This window comes from Arenibacter algicola, from assembly GCF_018860365.1.
Lineage (GTDB): Bacteria > Bacteroidota > Bacteroidia > Flavobacteriales > Flavobacteriaceae > Arenibacter > Arenibacter algicola_B.
This window is the reverse complement of the sequence record NZ_JAHKPO010000013.1, coordinates 252692-270510: the sequence shown is the minus strand read 5'-3', so window position 1 is coordinate 270510 and position 17819 is coordinate 252692. Positions and strand designations below refer to the sequence as shown.

The 17819-nt window shown below is 40.2% G+C and carries 13 protein-coding genes; 8 read left to right on the top strand and 5 right to left on the bottom strand.

Translation table 11 applies throughout. The features are described 5' to 3' along the window. Positions 1-7 precede the first annotated feature (7 nt). Positions 8-982: a polyprenyl synthetase family protein gene (locus tag KO529_RS09850; RefSeq protein WP_215947725.1), complete on the bottom strand. Its 975-nt coding sequence runs from the start codon at positions 980-982 to the stop codon at positions 8-10. A 160-nt stretch (positions 983-1142) separates the two neighbouring features. On the opposite strand from KO529_RS09850, the gene KO529_RS09845 reads away from it, so the two are divergent. The 4 genes from KO529_RS09845 to KO529_RS09830 are packed head-to-tail and all read left to right on the top strand — an operon-like array spanning position 1143 to position 7828. Further along, positions 1143-1748: a TetR/AcrR family transcriptional regulator gene (locus KO529_RS09845; RefSeq protein WP_215947724.1), complete on the top strand. Its 606-nt coding sequence runs from the start codon at positions 1143-1145 to the stop codon at positions 1746-1748. Positions 1749-1793: 45 nt separating this feature from the next. Beyond that, positions 1794-3134: a TolC family protein gene (locus KO529_RS09840; protein WP_215947723.1), complete on the top strand. Its 1341-nt coding sequence runs from the start codon at positions 1794-1796 to the stop codon at positions 3132-3134. Positions 3135-3156: 22 nt separating this feature from the next. Beyond that, positions 3157-4326, top strand: a complete 1170-nt coding sequence (locus KO529_RS09835; RefSeq protein ID WP_215947722.1) for an efflux RND transporter periplasmic adaptor subunit — start codon at positions 3157-3159, stop codon at positions 4324-4326. Positions 4327-4333: 7 nt separating this feature from the next. Then, positions 4334-7828, top strand: a complete 3495-nt coding sequence (locus tag KO529_RS09830) for an efflux RND transporter permease subunit (RefSeq protein ID WP_215947721.1) — start codon at positions 4334-4336, stop codon at positions 7826-7828. 316 nt (positions 7829-8144) lie between these two features. Here the strand turns inward: KO529_RS09830 and KO529_RS09825 are convergent, their stop codons facing one another. The 3 genes from KO529_RS09825 to KO529_RS09815 all read right to left on the bottom strand — a co-directional run bounded on the left by KO529_RS09825 (position 8145) and on the right by KO529_RS09815 (position 12969). Further along, positions 8145-8495: a toxin-antitoxin system YwqK family antitoxin gene (locus KO529_RS09825; RefSeq protein WP_215947720.1), complete on the bottom strand. Its 351-nt coding sequence runs from the start codon at positions 8493-8495 to the stop codon at positions 8145-8147. Between the two features lie 201 nt (positions 8496-8696). Further along, positions 8697-9977 (bottom strand): RagB/SusD family nutrient uptake outer membrane protein, encoded by a 1281-nt coding sequence (locus KO529_RS09820; protein WP_215947719.1) that lies wholly within the window; start codon positions 9975-9977, stop codon positions 8697-8699. 19 nt (positions 9978-9996) lie between these two features. After that, entirely contained in the window at positions 9997-12969 is a 2973-nt protein-coding gene (locus KO529_RS09815; RefSeq protein WP_215947718.1) for a SusC/RagA family TonB-linked outer membrane protein, read from the bottom strand. A gap of 179 nt (positions 12970-13148) precedes the next feature. Between KO529_RS09815 and aspS the strand changes: the two genes are divergently transcribed. From aspS to KO529_RS09795, 4 genes are all read left to right on the top strand, one after another. After that, the gene (gene aspS, locus KO529_RS09810; protein WP_215947717.1) at positions 13149-14897 is read left to right on the top strand and encodes an aspartate--tRNA ligase; all 1749 of its coding nucleotides are present in this window, start codon (positions 13149-13151) and stop codon (positions 14895-14897) included. A gap of 54 nt (positions 14898-14951) precedes the next feature. Continuing rightward, entirely contained in the window at positions 14952-16745 is a 1794-nt protein-coding gene (locus tag KO529_RS09805) for a chloride channel protein (RefSeq protein WP_215947716.1), read from the top strand. Positions 16746-16759: 14 nt separating this feature from the next. Then, complete coding sequence (locus KO529_RS09800; RefSeq protein ID WP_215947715.1) at positions 16760-17011, top strand: hypothetical protein; 252 nt, start codon at positions 16760-16762, stop codon at positions 17009-17011. Positions 17012-17101: 90 nt separating this feature from the next. Beyond that, entirely contained in the window at positions 17102-17296 is a 195-nt protein-coding gene (locus KO529_RS09795; RefSeq protein WP_215947714.1) for a cold-shock protein, read from the top strand. Between the two features lie 81 nt (positions 17297-17377). On the opposite strand, the gene KO529_RS09790 is transcribed toward KO529_RS09795, so the two are convergent. Beyond that, positions 17378-17797 carry a hypothetical protein gene (locus KO529_RS09790; RefSeq protein ID WP_215947713.1) on the bottom strand — a complete coding sequence of 140 codons (420 nt, stop codon included), beginning with the start codon at positions 17795-17797 and terminating at the stop codon, positions 17378-17380. Between the last annotated feature and the right edge of the window lie 22 nt (positions 17798-17819).

Genomic DNA, 17819 nt, shown 5'->3' with positions numbered 1-17819 from the left:
TGGCACCTTAAACCTCGCGATTCATTAAGGCAGTACCGAACTGCCTTAATCTTTCCTTTTTCCCAGGTTCCAGGTTCAGCATTTCCAAGGTTGTGAAGGCCCTATCGGTATAACTTTTTATTTCTTCAATAGTTCTGGATACTGCTCCAGCTTCTTCAAACAATTGCTTTACTGTGGATATTTTGTCAGTGGGATCTTTTGGTTTAATGGAAAACAAGTGTTCCAACTCCTGCGCTTGGGTAGAATTTCCCATTTCCAAGGCTTTCAAATACAAATAGGTCTTTTTGTTTTCAATAATATCGCCCCCAACCTGTTTGCCAAAACTCTTGGGATCCCCAAAGGCGTCCAAATAATCGTCCTGCAACTGAAACGCAATACCCAGGTTCTTTCCAAAATCATATATTAAATCTTGTACATCGTTCGGCTTATCAGCAATTATGGCTCCCATTTTCATAGCAGCTGCCACCAATACCGCAGTTTTATTCTGGATCATGATCAGGTATTCCGGAATAGTAACATCTTCCCTGCTCTCAAAGTCCACATCGTATTGTTGCCCTTCACAAACCTCTAAAGCGGTTTGGCTAAACACCTGCAACAATTTCTTAAAAGTCATGGCAGGGTAACTTTCCAAAAGTTGATAGCTGTATATCAACATGGCATCCCCTGATAAAATGCCGGTATTTAGGTCCCATTTTTTATGCAACGTCTGTTTCCCTCTCCTTAAGGGTGCTTCATCCATAATATCGTCATGAACCAAAGAGAAATTGTGAAATACCTCTATGGCCAATGCAGCATCCAAAGCTTTTTTATAATCGCCTCCAAAAATATCAGTGGTCATCAATGTTAAAACCGGTCTTAGCCGTTTCCCCCCTAAATTTAGGATATAGGAAATTGGCTCATAAAGATTTACAGGTTCCTTAATTTTCACTTTCTTCTCCATATGGGCCAAAAACTCGGACCTATATTGTTCAATACTATGCATAATGGCAATTTTCTTCAAAAATACATTAAAAGCAATCACTTACCATAGGGAAACAAATTCCGAGGCAAAAAGAAAGATTTGGACTAAAATGTTAAGAAAACGTAAAACTTAGGAAACTTTTTTTGTTTTATAAGTTTCCACTATTATCTTTGCCGACGCTATGAAGGAAAAAATTTTAGAAAAGGCAACGGATATGTTTTTGACCCTTGGGTTCAAAAGTGTTACCATGGATGATTTGGCGAATGAAATGGGGATATCAAAAAAAACGATCTACACTCATTTTGAAAACAAGACAAAGTTGGTACAGGAATGTACTTTCGGCCTTTTGAATCAGATTAATTTAGGAATAGATTTTATATGTTCAAGTGGCAAGAATCCTATTGAGGAATTGTACGACATTAAAAAGTTTGTCATTTCACAATTGAAGGATGAAAAATCTTCCCCCCAATATCAATTGCAAAAATACTATCCCAAAATATTTGACAACCTTGGAAAAAAGCAATACGAGCTTATGCAGGAATGTACAGTAAACAATATTAAGAGAGGTTTGGAACTGGGAATTTACAGGGAAAATTTAAACGTGGAATTCGTGTCTCGAATCTATATTTCTGGTGTGGCCTGTATTAAGGATGAACGCTTTTTCCCGCAAGGCAATTTCTCGTCAAAAGAATTACAGGATTATTTTCTTGAATATCATTTGCGTGGAATTGTAACACCAAAGGGAAGAAAGATACTAAATGATATAATCAATTCGACACAGGATTAAATAAGAAGTTAAATGACCCTATCAAAAAAATTTAAACCCAATTTTATGAAAAATAGTTTTTTAGCACTAATGGTGCTATTTACAGCTACTTGGTCCTACGCCCAGGAACAAACTTATAGCTTCACCTTGGAGGAAGCCATTAATTTCGCCCTGGAAAATAACTATGGGGCCATTAATGCGGACAGAGATCTCTTGGATGCCCAAAAACAAAAATGGGAAACTATTGCCACAGGACTTCCCCAAATTAACGGGGCCGTTAGTTATCAGAACCAATTAAAGCAACCTGTCTCCCTGTTACCAGGTGAATTGATAGGGCAGGAACCGGGAACCTTTATCCCTATAGTCTTTAGTCAGCCACAAACTGCCAGTGCCACCGCTACCCTAAAACAACAAATTTTTGATGGCTCCTATATCGTGGGCGTTCAAGCCACTAAAGCCTTTATTGCCTACAGCGACAATAACAAGGAAAAGACAGAATTGGACGTACGTAAATCTGTTGTGGAAGCCTATGGCAATGTGCTTTTATCACAGGAAAGCATATCCATTCTAGAAAAGAACAAAGCGAATTTGGAGAAAAATTTATTTGAAACCCAAAAGCTTTTCGAGAATGGTCTAGGCGATGAGGAGAGTGTGGAGCAATTGCAGATTACCCTATCCTCGGTAGATAATCAGTTAAAAAACTCCTTGCGACTTCAGTCCATTACCCTGCAAATGTTAAATCTAATTATGGGACTGGATATAGATACTCCTACCAAACTAAAGGAGAATCTGTCCGATTTGACTCAGGCACAAATACGTTTGGATCTTTTGGAAGAAGAACTGGTATTGGACAACAATATAGATTTTAAAATAGTTGACAATCTTAACCAACAAAGGGAATTGGAGCTTAAACTGCAAAAAAGTTTGGCCTTGCCAACCTTAAATGCCTTTGTAAATTATGGCAGCACTTCTTATAGTGATAAGTTTAATTTTTTGGGCAACGACTCGGAATGGTTTGATTCCTCTATTCTTGGATTTGACCTGAGCATCCCTATTTTCAGTTCCCTAGGAAGGAGTGCCAAGACCGCAAGGGCAAAAATTGCGCTTGAAAAAGCAAGAACACAGAAATCCGAGACGGAACAAAATATTCGCCTGCAACACCAAACAGCCAAGAGCAACTACCTCTTTTCTATTGAACAGTATAATACGGCAAGTGATAATTTGGCCTTGGCCGAGCGTATTGAAAAGAAAAACGAAATAAAATACTCCGAAGGACTTGCCACTAGCTTTGAGCTTAGGCAGGCACAGACACAACTCTATGATGCGCAGCAGGAATACTTGCAATCCATGGTAGAGGTAATCAATAACAAAACAACCTTGGAAACGGTACTTAACAGCAAACTATAACATCAACCTAGAATTTATAACTATGAACAAAATATTTCAAATAATCGCACTGGGGACCCTATTGGTTTCTTGCGGAAACGACAACCAAAAAACTGTGGACGACCTTATCTCAGGAGGGGACCTAAATGCTTTGCGCACCAAAAAAAGTGAACTTTTCGAGCAACAAAAAGTATTGGAAACTGAAATGAAAAAACTGGATTCGGTTATAGGATCAATGAGCGGAAATGAAAACCTTCCCCTTGTTACCACCATTATAGCCGATCCCAAAAAATTTGACCATTTCTTGGATTTACAGGGCGACGTAAAAACGAAACAAAATGTGCTGATCTATCCGGAGATGCAAGGCGTCCTGCATAAAGTTTATGTAAAAGAGGGACAAGAAGTAACTAAGGGTCAAATCCTGGCCAGTATAGATGATGGCGGTATGGGCAGTCAACTGGAGCAATTAAAAACTCAGGCGCAATTGGCCAAAACCACCTTTGAACGTCAAAAAAGATTGTGGGAACAAAAAATAGGTTCTGAAATTCAGTATTTACAGGCAAAGACCAATTATGAAGCGTCCGAAAATGCCGTTAAGCAAATGGAAAGTCAATTAGGAAAGTCCACTATTAGGGCCCCTTTTTCCGGAATAATAGACGATGTTATCAAAGACCAAGGAACAGTGGTTGCCCCTGGTCCGGGATCCGAAGTTTTCCGAATAGTGAACCTTTCCGACATGTACATTGTAGTGGAAGTACCGGAAACCTATTTGGGAAGCATAAAAAATGGCAAGGAAGCCAAAGTATATTTCCCTGTTTTAGGCGATAGTATTATGACCAATATTAGACAAACAGGAAACTTTATTAATCCTGGCAACAGATCATTTACTGTAGAAATTCCAGTACCCAACAAGACAGGTACCATTAAGCCCAACTTGAGCGCCAAGGTACAATTGAACGACTACACCAGTGAAAATGCCATTCTAATTCCACAAAGTATTGTTTCCGAAAATGCCGATGGAGAGCAGTATGCCTATGTGGCCGAAGAACTGAATGACGAAAATGAGGCCATAGTAAAGAAGAAAATCATCACCACAGGGAAGACCCAAAATGGTTTCGTGGAAGTTCTTTCAGGAATCAGTAGTGGAAACCACATTATTAAAGAAGGCGCTAGAAGCGTCAAGGATGGTCAAAAAGTGAAAGTATTAAACTAAAAAGTCCATGAGCAAACTACAAAAAAACGCAGACAAAGAATTTAGTTTATCGTCTTGGGCAATAGATAACCCATCAGTTATTTATGTAATGATCGGTATCTTCCTATGGATCGGTTTTTCCTCCTATTTGGCAATGCCCAGGGAAGACTTCCCAGAGATCATAGAGACCAAGATTTATATAAGCACCCCCTATCCCGGTAATACAGCGGAGGATATAGAAAGGTTGATAACAGATCCTTTGGAGGATGAATTAAAGAATATTAGCAATGTTGTGGAAATCATTTCCACCTCACAGGAAGATTATTCCATTATCACCGTTGAGTTCGACGAAGAAATTACAGTAGAAGCGGCAAAACAAAAGGTAAAGGATGAGGTTGATGGTGAAAAAGCAAGTGAAGACTGGCCCACCTTTAACGGAGCCAAAGTGGAACCCAATGTGTTCGACCTAAATTTTTCCGAAGAAGTTCCTATAATGAACATCAACTTTACCGGCGATTATCCGGTAGAAAAATTAAAGGAATATGCCGAATACCTACAGGACGAAATTGAAAATCTCCCAGAAGTAAAAAAAGCCGACATTCGCGGAGCTCAGGAAAAAGAAGTGGAGGTTGCGGTAGATGTCTATAAAATGATGGCGGCCAAGGTTAGTTTTGACGATGTAATGCAGACCATTGGCAATGGTAACATGACCATGTCCGCAGGGAATTTAAAGATTGGTGGCCAACGGCGTACCATACGCATATTGGGAGAGATAGAAGACCCCGGCCAACTCAACGATTTTGTAGTAAAATCGGATAACGGGGCAGTATATTTAAAAGATATCGCCACCGTTCATTTTGACGAAAAGGATAAAACTACCTATGCCAGGGAATTTGGGGAAAGCGTTGTGATGTTGGATGTTAAAAAACGTGCAGGCCAAAATGCCATATCGGCATCAGATCAAATTAAGGAAATAGTAAAGACCACCAAGGCCAACTATTTCCCTCCCGATCTTCACATTTCCATTGCCAATGATTCCTCTACAAGAACGCTTAACCAGGTAGATGACTTGGTCAACAATATTATTTTCGGAATTATTCTGGTGGTAGGGGTGCTTATGTTCTTTTTAGGGTTCCGCAACGCCCTTTTCGTTGGCTTTGCCATACCCATGTCCATGTTTATGTCCTTTATGATCCTGTCCTGGTTGGGCTACACGCTTAATACCATGATTCTATTTGGAATGATTATGGGATTGGGAATGTTGGTGGATAATGGTATCGTTGTGGTAGAGAACGTGTATCGTCTAATGGATGAAGGAATGCCCCGTATTGAAGCAGCCAAAAAGGGAATCGGTGAAATTGCCTTTCCCATTATTATTTCTACGGCTACCACTGTTGCAGCCTTTGTTCCCCTAGGACTATGGCCCGGAATATTTGGACAGTTTATGATCTATTTTCCAATTACCTTGTCGGTAGTATTGGGATCCTCCCTGTTTGTAGCCATATTTATGAACTCCATGCTGGTATCTAACTTTATGGATACTGATGAAAAGGAATTGACCAGAAAACAGCTGGTTCGCATCAGTATTGTTATGGGCGGTCTTGGGTTATTGATCCTGTTGTTCGGAGGAGCTATGAGGGGATTGGGCTCTGTCATGATCTTAACGGCAGCCATGTTTTGGATTTACAAATATGTACTGAAGAAATGGGCCCTTCGCTTTCAAAAAAATACCATGACCCGTTTTGAAAACTGGTATGAAAAAAGATTGATACATGCCTTAAGGGGAAAGAATGTATACTGGTATTTTGGAATTACGGCTATGCTTTTGGTTGTGGTGTTTATGCTTTTCGGCATGTCTGTAGGTAGTGGGAGAACCAAAATAGAATTCTTCCCGGACAATATTCCCAATGAAATATATGTCTATATAGAGTACCCTGAAGGTACCGCCATAGAAAAGACCAATGAAATTACCCTTGATATTGAAAAAAAGGTCTATAGCATTGTCAATGACGAGGCCTATTTTCACAATGGGGAAAACTTTATTGTGACCACGGCCGTATCCCAGGTCGGTGAAGGCGCCGGTAACCCCTTGGCCGATGGAGGTTCTTCCGCCGAAATGCCCCATAAGGGCAAAATCACGGTCAACTTCAGCGAATTTAAATATAGGCGAGGAATAAACACGGAGGACATCCGTGCCAAAGTTCAGGCCGGACTAAGCGGTGTTTATCCCGGTGTAGCCATTTCCGTGGAAAAAGAGGCCAATGGCCCACCAGCCGGTTATCCTATTAACATTGAATTGGAAGGGAAAGATTACGACCAATTGATCAATACCGCTGAGGATATTAGAAACTTTATCAATACCAAAAATATCGCTGGTATAGAAGAAATAAAAATTGACGTAAACAAGAGCAAGCCCTCCATGCAGGTTAACGTAGACCGCAAGAAAGCTGGTGAGCTAGGGGTTTCTGTAGGCCAGGTGGGGAACCAATTGCGAAGGGCTCTGTTTGGTGAAAAAGCCGGGGTTTTTAAGGAAGATGGGGATGATTACGATATCAATGTCCGCTTTAGTGAAGATTTAAGATATAATAAAAGCGCCCTTTTCAACCAAAATATCATTTTTAGGGACCAATCTACGGGTAAAATCAAGGAAATTCCTATTTCTGCCGTGGCCACCGAAAGAAATACTTCGGCCTTTAGTGCCATTAAGCACAGGGACAATAAGCGTGTGGTTACCGTATATTCCGGACTACAACCTGGTTTTACGGATGCGGCGGCCATTGTAGCTGAGATACAAAAGGAAATGGAAGAATTTAAAAACCTTCCTACCGATATTAAAATTGACTATACCGGACAGATTGAAGAGCAAAACAAACAGATGATGTTCTTGGTCGGTGCATTTTTCACCGGTTTAGGCCTTATTATGTTGATATTGATATTTCAGTTTGGCGGTATTTCCAAGCCATTGATCATTATGATTGCTATTTTCCTAAGTTTTATAGGGGTATTTGGAGGTCTAATGATTACCGGATGGTCTTTTGTGATTATGATGACGATGATGGGAATAATTTCCTTGGCCGGTATTGTGGTGAACAATGGAGTGGTTCTTTTGGACTATACCCAGATTCTTATTGACCGTAGGAAGGTAAAGCTAGGTATGGATGATAAAGCCCTATTAACGAGGGAAGATGCAACAGAAGCCATCATTAAGGGAGGAAAAGCCAGGCTCAGACCGGTTCTTCTAACGGCAATCACCACTGTTTTAGGATTGATCCCCTTGGCAATCGGTTTAAATATCGATTTCTTTGCCTTATTTTCAGAATTTAATCCGCACATATATGTGGGAGGGGACAACGTGGTGTTCTGGGGTCCTTTGGCCTGGACGGTAATATTTGGGTTGATAGTGGCCACCTTCCTAACATTGATCATTGTTCCTGTACTATTTAACATTACCTACAGGATTAAAATAGCCCTTAGGGGCAGTGGTGATAGTAAGACAAAAACTAAGGAAGTAGCTGCTGCCTAGGTTATTTGCAACCAAAAAAAAGGAGCCTGTTAATTCAACAGGCTCCTTTTTTTTTCAGTATTCGTTACTTAATTTAACTATACCCGTCCTGTTTTGGAAATATCCCAAGAACTTATCTTAAATATGATGGGCCCATGTAGCTGTTCGGCAAAACTTGTCTAAAGGCAAATCCAATGTACTAGGTTTGCACGTACTGCTAAATCCCTAAAGCATCCTCCCATATATGAACAATCCGCTCTACAACCAATTCCGCCATGATCCAAAACAAAAAAACCCGGCGATATTCGCCAGGTTTCCTATTGAAAAAATAATTTTATTATTTATTGATCGCTAACTGGCCTACGCTATTCCATTCGGTAACATTGGCAATTTTACTGTCAACAAAATCCACTTCTTTTAGTTTTTTGGCATCCCAGAAAAACCATTTCCCAGTTTTCTTTCCTTCTGTATATTCACCCATGGCTATTTTCTTTCCATCTTCACCAAACATCTTCCATTCCCCATGCAGTTTTCCGTTTAGGAAATGTCCCTCTTGGGAAACTACCCCATTGTCATGGTAATAGGTGGCTTTTAACATTTCACCATCTTGTTCAAAAACAGGTTTTATATCTTGTGCGTTGATTACAACCGCAAATATTAGTGCAAAAACTAGTGTTATTCCTTTCATTTTATTTGGGATTTTATGTTTATCTATTATCTCTTAACGAATTAAAGATACATATATTTTACGAAAAAGAAACCTTTAGTTAACATTAAATTTACATTGAAACATTAAACACTTGTGTTTAAGAAGTTTATAAAACAAAGAAACTCCCTATTAAAGGGAGTTTCTGCTTTTATCTATAAATTGCTGTGTTACATCACCAAATTATTGGCCTTCATTCTGTGGTATAGGAAATTGGGTTACCCTATTGTCTCCCGCCCTATCTACTACCAACTCATCCAGTCTATCAAACCTCCTTAAATCTATCCAGCGATGACCCTCGGCAAATAACGAATATCTTCGTTCGTACAAAAGCCTGTCCTCATCTACACTGCCAGGAACAACAGGGCCAAGTCCAGCAGCATTTCTAACAACATTGATCGCCATTTCCGCTTCTCCGGGGTTATCTGTCATATTGGCCTCGGCATATAAAAGAATAAGCTCCTCATTTCTGATCATGGCCACAGGATCCGTGTTGGACTCATAAATATATACATCGTGGGTACCAGGAGTTAAATCTGCAATATTAAGTGGTCCATCCGTTCTTAAAACGGCCTTATCCAACCTATTATCCCCTGCCTCCGCTGAATTAACAAAATCTGGATGTGCAATTCTAGCGTTGGCCCCAGTGGAATTCTTGGCAAAAAATAACTGATTTAACTCATCCGAACCCGCTGCGGCAAATTGGTAATAAGCTCCCAAGTACATGTCTCCCCCGAAGTCCATAAAAGAATCGTCCAAAGCACTTAGTACCAATGAATAATTTCCTTGATAAGCGGCTACCCTAGCTGTCAACGCTCTATTAAATTCCAAATAGGATACCCCCAAAGTATTTGGGGAAACATCCCCACCAGTTGCCAAATCAGTGGCGGCACTATTTAACAATCCCAAAATGGAGGTAAGAGCGGCATCATAGCCCTCAAAGCTTCCCAAATTATCAGGATCGGCAACATCTGTACGTATTCCATTTTGATATAACATGTTTAACACGGTCAACAATTCATGCGCTTTTATGGTATTGGCAAATCCCCTAATAGCCCCTTTCTCGGCTTCGGAAAAATCTGTTGTAGTGTTCTCCAATCCTTCCAACAAAAGGTTACATTCCTTCACTACCGCATATCTGGCGGCATATGGGGTTGTAAGATAAAAGGCATTGTCATCCAATACACCAGTCATAAGATCTCCGGTCCATCTGGGGTCGGAACTCTGATGTCTCCAATAATCCCTTCCTACTACAGAAATAACATCTATCTGAGTATTCAATCGATCTCTCATATCGGCTAAAATTCCAGATACCACCTGAGGCAGTTCCGGTCTGGATACTCCCTCCGAAATAGATGCGGTTTCCGGTCCATTCAGATCTTTCCCATCTTCAATAGTACAACCAAAAACCAGAAATCCGATTATGGTCATTAATAGAACTTTTATTCTAATTGCGATTTTCATATTATTTTTTTTTTAATTATTAAAGTCCAATTGACAAGTGAAACATAAATCGTTTGGACGATGGAAATGGTGCTACTTCAATTCCTATCCCTGCAGCAGCCGAACCAAAATTGGAAACTTCTGGATCATAGCTATTATAATCAAAAATATTGATGATATTGTGTCCGGAAAGTCCAACTTTTACATTGGAAACATTCCCATTAAATAGTTTCTGGAGCGTGTTTTCCGGAAGGTTATAATACAAACCTATCTCCCTTAGTTTTAAATAAGATGCATCTTCCACAAAAGGGTCGGCAAAACCCGCGCCAAAAGCACTTTTTCTATAATCCCCATTGTTCAAGGCACCCGATGGATCCAAATTCATCTTATCGTAATCGGCACTAGTGTTACCAAAATCCGAGAGCAGCCTACTGAGGTTTACATTATCGCCCCCCTTCTTCCAGTGCCAAAAAAATGATAGCGTAAAATCTTTGTACTTGAAATTATTATTGAAGGACATTTGAAAATCGGGTTCGGCATCTCCCAATGTCACAACGTTACCATTTTCGTCATTACCAACAATCTGGGTGGCACTTTTACCTTCTTCTATCCTAAACGTTCCCAAACCAGTACCAAAACCTTGGGTATCAAAAGAAGCAACAGTTAATTTCGTTATTTCCGATCTATTTCTAAACCAAATTATACCGGAATCCCAAGAAAAATTTTCCGAATCAAAAGCGTTAACGTTTAAACCAATTTCAGCTCCTTTATTTTGCAGGGCACCGGCATTGGCCCATCGGAAGGTATAACCCGAGGATGGTTCATTGTCCGCTTGGAGAATAAGATCTTCAACTTTTTTATTATACCAAGTAAATTCCAGGGTTACCTTGTTTTTAAAGAATCCGGCATCCAAACCAATTTCGAACTCCTTTTGTCTTTCTGGCTGTATGGAGGGATCCCCAAGGGTTGCAGGGGTAATAATCCCTACATTTCCACTTATCAAAGAGTTGATATACGTTGTAAATAATGCCCCATTTGGAGCAAAGTTACCTGCTTCCCCGTAAGCTGCCCGCAACTTCAATTGATTCATTGCCTCAAGATTCCAAAAATCAAAGTTGTGAATATTTGCTGCAACCGATGCTTTTGGATAGTAAAACAACTTATTGGCATCGCCATTGTTGGAAGATTTATCCCCTCTTACCCCAAAGGTTCCAACAATCTTATCTTGGTAATTAATTTCCTCCTGAACGAAAAAACCGGCATCTTCCTGCTCCAACCTAAATTGATCTACTTTAACATTGGCCGCCTGATCCACGTTTTGTTCAGAAGCTATTAAGCCCGTTGATGTAACCCTAACAGTATTTTGGGAAAATTGTTCATTGGTAACACCAGCTTGGGTGGTAAAGCTAAGTTCATTATCTGTCCGGAAATTGTGTACCAAAAAACCCGAAAAGTTAGCATCGGTATTCTGGGTAGTACCGTCTGAGGACAAACCATCCACTCCCCCTACGGCTGGACTCATAAACTGCAATTCCCTTGGAAAAAAAACTGTAGTTTTTAGGGTATAGGTATCAACACCAGCCTTTAAAATCATTTTCAAACTCTGATTTTCATTTCTAAATAAATTAACATCCAAAGCCCCACCTGCTATTAAACGGCTTACAGATTCATTATTTGTCATGACATCACGGGTATGAATTTGATTGGAAGAGTTAGCAGGGTGATCAGGATAATTACCATCCGCATCGGGAAGCAAATAGTCCCAAGGTCTAGTAAACAAAAGGGAAACCCCTATGGTAGTATTGGAGTTGTCATTGTTAAAAAATCCCCTATCAGCACTGGACTTCAGGTAATTTCCGGTCAAGGATAATTTAATATCGTCTGTTATCCTATGGTCAACATTTAACCTAAGAGATTGTTTGGAGGCTCCAGTTCTTTTAACAATTCCATCCTCCTCATTATTGGTAAAGCTCCCAAAAAAAGAGGTCTTTTCGCTCCCACCTGAAATACTGACATTAGTATTGGTGATAAATCCTTTTTCCCCATATATCTCCTTTTCATAATCCCTTAATCTCCCTGCAGATTCAGCAGCAGTATATAAGGCCCCTTCTCCAAAAACACTCTCTGCCAAGGCGGAGGTCCAATTTCTTTGTCCAAGCAAGTTTACAGCCTCATTCCACCCTAAGGCTTGTGAAACATTTATTTTTGTTTTCCCAGCTTTCCCCTTCTTGGTTGTGATAATAATTACACCGGCCGCTGCCCTAGATCCGTAAATTGCGGAAGCAGAAGCCCCTTTAAGTATCTCGATATTTTGAATGTCGTCTGGATTAATGTCAGCAATTCTGTTAGATGCGTTATCCTGTGAATCGGTGGAGGAAGCCCCACCACCTGCAGCGTTGGAAATTTCGTTTAACCCTCCGGCATATACGCTATTATTGTTCACATATACACCATCTATAATATACAGCGGTTGACCCTGCCCATTTATGGAGGTTACACCTCTTAATTTTACGGACATCCCGCCCCCAGGTGCTCCAGATGCGGCAGTAATTTGCGCACCTGCAAATTTCCCGGCCAAGGCACCATCCAAAGTTTGAGGCGGCGTCCTACCCGTTAGCTCGTCGGCAGATACGGAAGCTACAGCGTTGGCCGCATTACTTCGTTTTACCGAGGTGGCCAGACCAGTCACCACAACCTCCTCCAAACCCGTTGCCGATTCGTCCAAAGTAACATTTAAAGTAGTTGGACTGCTTACCTGCATTTCCTTTGAGGCATACCCCAAGGAGGAAAACACAAGAATGGATGGAAAATTATTTACTGAAATTTCGTAATTACCATCAAAATCCGTAGTAGTACCCGTTGAAGTACCTTTAATAACAACATTTACCCCAGGAAGTGGATCTCCAAGACCTGAGTCTGTTACCTTTCCCTTAACAACATCCTGAGCCAATAACAGCAGAGGCGCCATTAAGAAAAATAAGAACATGTTCTTCTTAAATAATTTCTGTTTCATATTAGTAAGTTTCGTTAGAATTATATACTAAAATAAGTAAGTTTTGTTAATATTCTCTAAAAAAAATTAGAATTTGATAAATTTTTGTAATACATATTCATAATTTCCCAATTGCGGATATTTTTTTCAGCTTACCCTATTACTTCTTACATTTGCCTTTTCTTAGATGATATAAAAAGATGTATAGAAGTCATAATTGCGGTGAATTAAGGGAAGCCAATCAACAGGCTCAGGTTACCTTGTCAGGATGGGTACAAACAGTAAGGGACAAAGGTTTTGTGATATGGGCCGATCTTCGTGACCGATATGGAATTACCCAGCTCATTTTTGATGAGGAACGCTCTTCAGAAGAGATTATGGAAATTGCAAAATCTTTAGGTCGCGAATTTGTGATACAGGTTAAAGGAACCGTTATTGAAAGAGCTTCCAAAAACCCAAACATACCAACCGGAAATGTGGAAGTACTGGTCTCAGAGATCAAAATACTTAACAAATCCCTGGTTCCTCCCTTCACTATTGAAGACCAGACCGATGGCGGCGAAGATATCCGAATGAAATTCCGGTATCTGGACATTCGTAGAAATCCCGTTAAGAACAACCTCATTTTTCGACATAAAGTAGCCATTGAGGTTAGAAAATATCTCTCCGACCAAGGTTTTATTGAAGTGGAAACGCCCTATTTAATCAAATCTACCCCGGAAGGTGCCCGAGATTTTGTAGTTCCAAGTAGAATGAACGAAGGTCAGTTTTATGCCTTGCCACAATCGCCCCAAACATTTAAACAATTATTGATGGTTGGTGGCATGGACAAATACTTCCAGATCGTTAAATGCTTTAGGGACGAAGACCTTAGGGCGGACAGGCAACCAGAATTTACACAAATTGATTGCGAGATGGCCTTTGTGGAACAAGAAGATATTTTAAATGTTTTTGAGGGACTAACCAGGCATTTATTGAAAGAAATAAAAGGGGTTTCCATTGACAAGTTCCCAAGAATGACTTATGATGACGCCATGAAAAAATATGGCAACGATAAACCGGATATCCGTTTTGGTATGGAATTCGGTGAACTTAACGCTATTGCGCAACATAAGGACTTCGGAATATTTAACGAGGCCGAATTGGTCGTTGGTATTGCCATACCTGGGGGAGCGGCGTATACCAGAAAAGAAATTGATGCACTTGTAGATTGGGTACGCAGGCCACAAATAGGGGCCAAAGGAATGGTCTATGCCAGATATAATGAAGATGGTTCCTTTAAATCTTCGGTCGACAAATTTTATGATCAGGAAGATCTTGCAAAATGGGCAGAAGTCACAGGAGCAAAAGCGGGCGACTTAATCTGCGTCCTGTCCGGAGATGCCAACAAAACGCGCACACAGTTAAGTGCGCTTAGAATGGAAATTGCCCAGCGTTTAGGATTACGCAAAAAAGATGAGTTTGCTCCGCTTTGGGTAATAGATTTTCCATTATTGGAACTGGACGAGGAAACAGGTCATTACCACGCCATGCACCATCCATTTACCTCACCGAAGCCCGGTCAGTTGGAGTTGTTGGATACCGACCCCGGCGCAGTAAAGGCCAATGCCTATGATTTGGTGTTGAACGGCAATGAAATTGGAGGTGGTTCCATACGTATTCATGATAAACAAATACAGGCCACAATGTTCAGGCATCTTGGCTTTAGTCCAGAGGAGGCCAAGGCACAATTTGGATTTTTAATGGACGCCTTTCAATATGGGGCACCTCCCCATGGTGGTTTGGCATTTGGTCTCGATAGATTGGTGGCCATTTTGGGCGGACAGGAAACTATACGGGACTTTATTGCTTTTCCAAAAAATAATAGTGGACGCGATGTTATGATCGATGCCCCTGCCCCGATTGACGATTTACAGTTGAAGGAACTTCACCTAAAATTGGATTTATAATCATATCTTTAAAATCCTGCTAGTCGAGTAACTAGCGGGATTTTTTTCTAAATCATGACAGCACTAAAAAAATCTTGGCTTACCAACTTTTTGGTTTGGCGCGCAAAACATATCTCCCAAAGGCAATTTATTTATATCCTTAGTATTTTGGTTGGGTTTACTTCTGGGATAGGCGCTGTTGTCCTTAAAAATTTAACTCACTTTTTTCAACATCTATTGGAAGGTAATTTGGTAAGGTATTACCACAATGCCTTTTATTTTGTTTTTCCTATAATTGGTCTTACCCTTGTTTATTTGATCATTAAATACGTGATCCGCAACAAAGTGAGCCATGGTATTCCTTCTACCCTCTTTGCCATTTCCAAAATGAAGGGAATAATGCGGAAATATCAGATGTTCGGATCCATTCTTACCGCGCCCATTACTGTAGGTTTTGGGGGCTCTGTTGGGCTGGAAGGCCCTACGGTGGCAACAGGAGCAGCCATAAGCTCCAATATTTCAAGAATGTTCCACGTTAACCAGACCACGAGGAATTTACTTATAGGCTGTGCGGCAGCAGGAGCCATGTCTTCCATATTTAAAGCCCCCATTGCAGCCATTATTTTTGCCATTGAGGTATTTAGCCTGGACCTCACCATAGCCTCCATGTTGCCCTTGCTCTTGGCTTCCCTTTCAGGAATTATAACCTCCTACTTTTTCTTTGGGAGCGATGTACTTTTGCCTTTTAAAATTGAGGACGATTTTATTATTTCGGACGTTCCCTTCTTTATAATCCTAGGCTTGTTTGCAGGTCTAACCTCCATCTATTTCACAGAAGTATATGAGCGGATCCAAAAAATATTCGACAAAATAGGTTCTCCCATTAAAAGGTTGCTCTATGGTGGAATTGCTATTGGAATATTGGTTTATTTGGTCCCTCCTTTATACGGTGAGGGTTTTGATGTTATCAACAACCTCATCAAAGGCAACCCCGAAAAGGTATTGGAAAACAACATTTTTCAATTGGACCTTTCCAATGTTTGGATGGTAATAGGCTTACTCGCCGGATTGGTCTTTTTTAAAATTATTGCCTGTGCCCTAACTTTTGGTGCCGGGGGCGTTGGGGGTATCTTTGCCCCTACACTCTTTATGGGAAGCATAATGGGTAATTGCATTGCCAAAGCAATTAACAGTTTAGGAATCTTACCAAACCAAATTTCTGAAAGTAATTTTACACTGGTCGGTATGGCCGGACTTATGGCCGGCGTTCTCCACGCCCCCCTCACTGCAATCTTCCTTATAGCCGAGGTTACTGGGGGATATGAATTGTTCATACCGCTAATGATAACCTCTACTATCTCCTTTTCCATCACCAAATATGTGCACCCACATTCTGTTTACAACATGGAATTGGGCAGAAAGGGCGAATTAATTACGCATGATAAGGACCATGCCGTTTTAACTTTGATGGATATAGACAAAGTTATTGAAGATAATTTTGTCCCAATATATCCGGAGATGAATCTGGGGGATATTGTACATCAGGCAGTGGTAAAATCCAATAGAAATATATTTCCTGTAATTGATAAGGAGGACAATACCCTTTTGGGGATTATTTTGTTGGATGACATACGCCCCATTATGTTCGATCAGAAATTGTACAAGGAAGTGATGGCGTCCGATATTATGAACACACCCCCGGATATTATTGAATTGGACAAAGATAAAATGACGGATATCATGGAGAAGTTTCAAAGTAGCGGGGCATGGAACCTGCCCGTTATCAAGGATGAAAAATATATTGGATTTATTTCCAAATCCAAGCTATTGACTGCCTACAGAAGAAAATTAATAAATTTAACCTCCTAAAACCCACGTTAGGAATGAAGTATATTATTTCTTTAATTCTCTTAGCTTCCTTTGCTTCCATCATTTATGGTTTTAGTATTAATGAGGAAAATATACCCCTATCCAATAAATGCATAGGCTTTGGTACGGTCGGTATATTTCTGGTAGCCATGCCTCTCTTTCTTATCAAAGTAAGTAAAGGCAAAAAAATGAAGGATTATATGCTCACTGAAGAAAATATCAGGAAAATGCAAGGGAAGGAAAAAGAACCCACTGACAAGCAGTAATTTTGATTTTTTTTAAATTGATTATATCCAATTTTGCCCAAAAAAACATAAATTAGTAATCTAAACCATTATTATTTTAATTTCATTGGAATGACTGGAACAGTAAAATTTTTTAATGAATCCAAGGGATATGGCTTCATTACCAACGACGAAACGGGTAAAGACATTTTTGTTCATGCAACTTCATTAAATGGCACTGAACTTAACGAAGGTGACAAAGTAGAATACCAGGAAGAAGAAGGCCGAAAGGGAATAGTTGCTGCACAAGTGCAGGTAATTGGCTAATTCTATTTTATTTTGAAAAAATTGTAAACCCTTGGTAACCGCTAGGGGTTTTTATTTTTAACCTACTTATAAATTCCTTGGCTATCTCACCAATACCATTACAAAACCATCGGCCCCACTGCCCGCTGTAGTGCTGTTTTGGTCAAGGACCAATTGTGATTTGGCAACCACAATCCCCCCGATCTCTTTGTCGTTTATCTCCAAATAAAATTGATCTTTCTCCTCTAGGACGGAATAGGTATAAGTACCTGTTGGAAAGCCATTATAAATTGGGTTGGACCCGTCATTGTTGGCAACGATCAATGTCCCATCCTTGGCGTTGAATTTCCAAACAATTTCACCTTTTTCAAAGTCTTCATCAATCCCAGCGAATCCGCCACTAACGTTAATAAGGTTCCAAGTTCCGCTAACCTTATCGTTCTTTTCATGTGTACTATCTGTGGAACATCCGTTTAAGACAAAAATCAGACACAAGGCCAGCATTAATCCATATACTTTCATATTATCCAAGATTGTTGAACTA